The organism is Neglectibacter sp. X4 (genome assembly GCF_009917365.1).
Lineage (GTDB): Bacteria > Bacillota > Clostridia > Oscillospirales > Acutalibacteraceae > Acutalibacter.
On the sequence record NZ_QWLE01000302.1, the window covers coordinates 1 to 591 of the forward strand.

The window sequence follows — 591 nt, forward strand, 5'->3', positions numbered from 1 at the left end:
ATAAGACCCAGGATCATCCTGGCAATGGTCGTCTTCCCAGAGCCGGACTCCCCTACGATGGAGATAACCTCGCCCTCATGGAAGTCGAAGTTCACCTGCTTCACTGCCTCGGTGCGGGTCTTGCCATAGCCGAAAACCTTGGTGATGTTCTCACCCTTCAGTACTGATTTCCCCAACTCTCTAGCCATTTCTCCCGTACACCTCCTTCAAATAGTCCACTTCATAGCAGCAGCGGTACATCCTGTGCTCCTCAAACTCCTTCTCCGGCACCTCATATACCTTGCACTCCGGCTTTGCATACTTGCACCGGGGCGCAAACCGGCAGCCAGCCGGCGGGTGCTTCAGGTTCGGGGGCGTGCCGGGGATGGCCTCCAGCTTTGTCTCCCTGGTGCCCTCTTCCGGCACAATGATGGAACCCATCAGGCCCTTGGAATAGGGGTGGATGGGATCGAACACCATTTCCTTGGCTGTGCCCCGCTCCACTATCTGCCCTGCGTACATAACCATAATGTCATCTGTCACGTTGTACAGCAGCGGCAGTTCGTGGGTGATGAAGATCATGGACTTGATAAAGCCCTTCTCCATCAGCTC

Annotated in this window: 2 protein-coding genes; both read right to left on the reverse strand. The window is 55.7% G+C overall.

Translation table 11 applies throughout. The features are described from left to right. Positions 1–188 (reverse strand): ATP-binding cassette domain-containing protein (locus D1841_RS20055; protein WP_160644995.1); only part of this gene is annotated, 188 nt, incomplete at its 3' end. Continuing rightward, positions 181–591, reverse strand: a 411-nt coding sequence (locus D1841_RS20060; protein WP_161880217.1) for an ABC transporter ATP-binding protein, incomplete at its 5' end; no start/stop codon positions are given. The genes D1841_RS20060 and D1841_RS20055, both read right to left, overlap by 8 nt.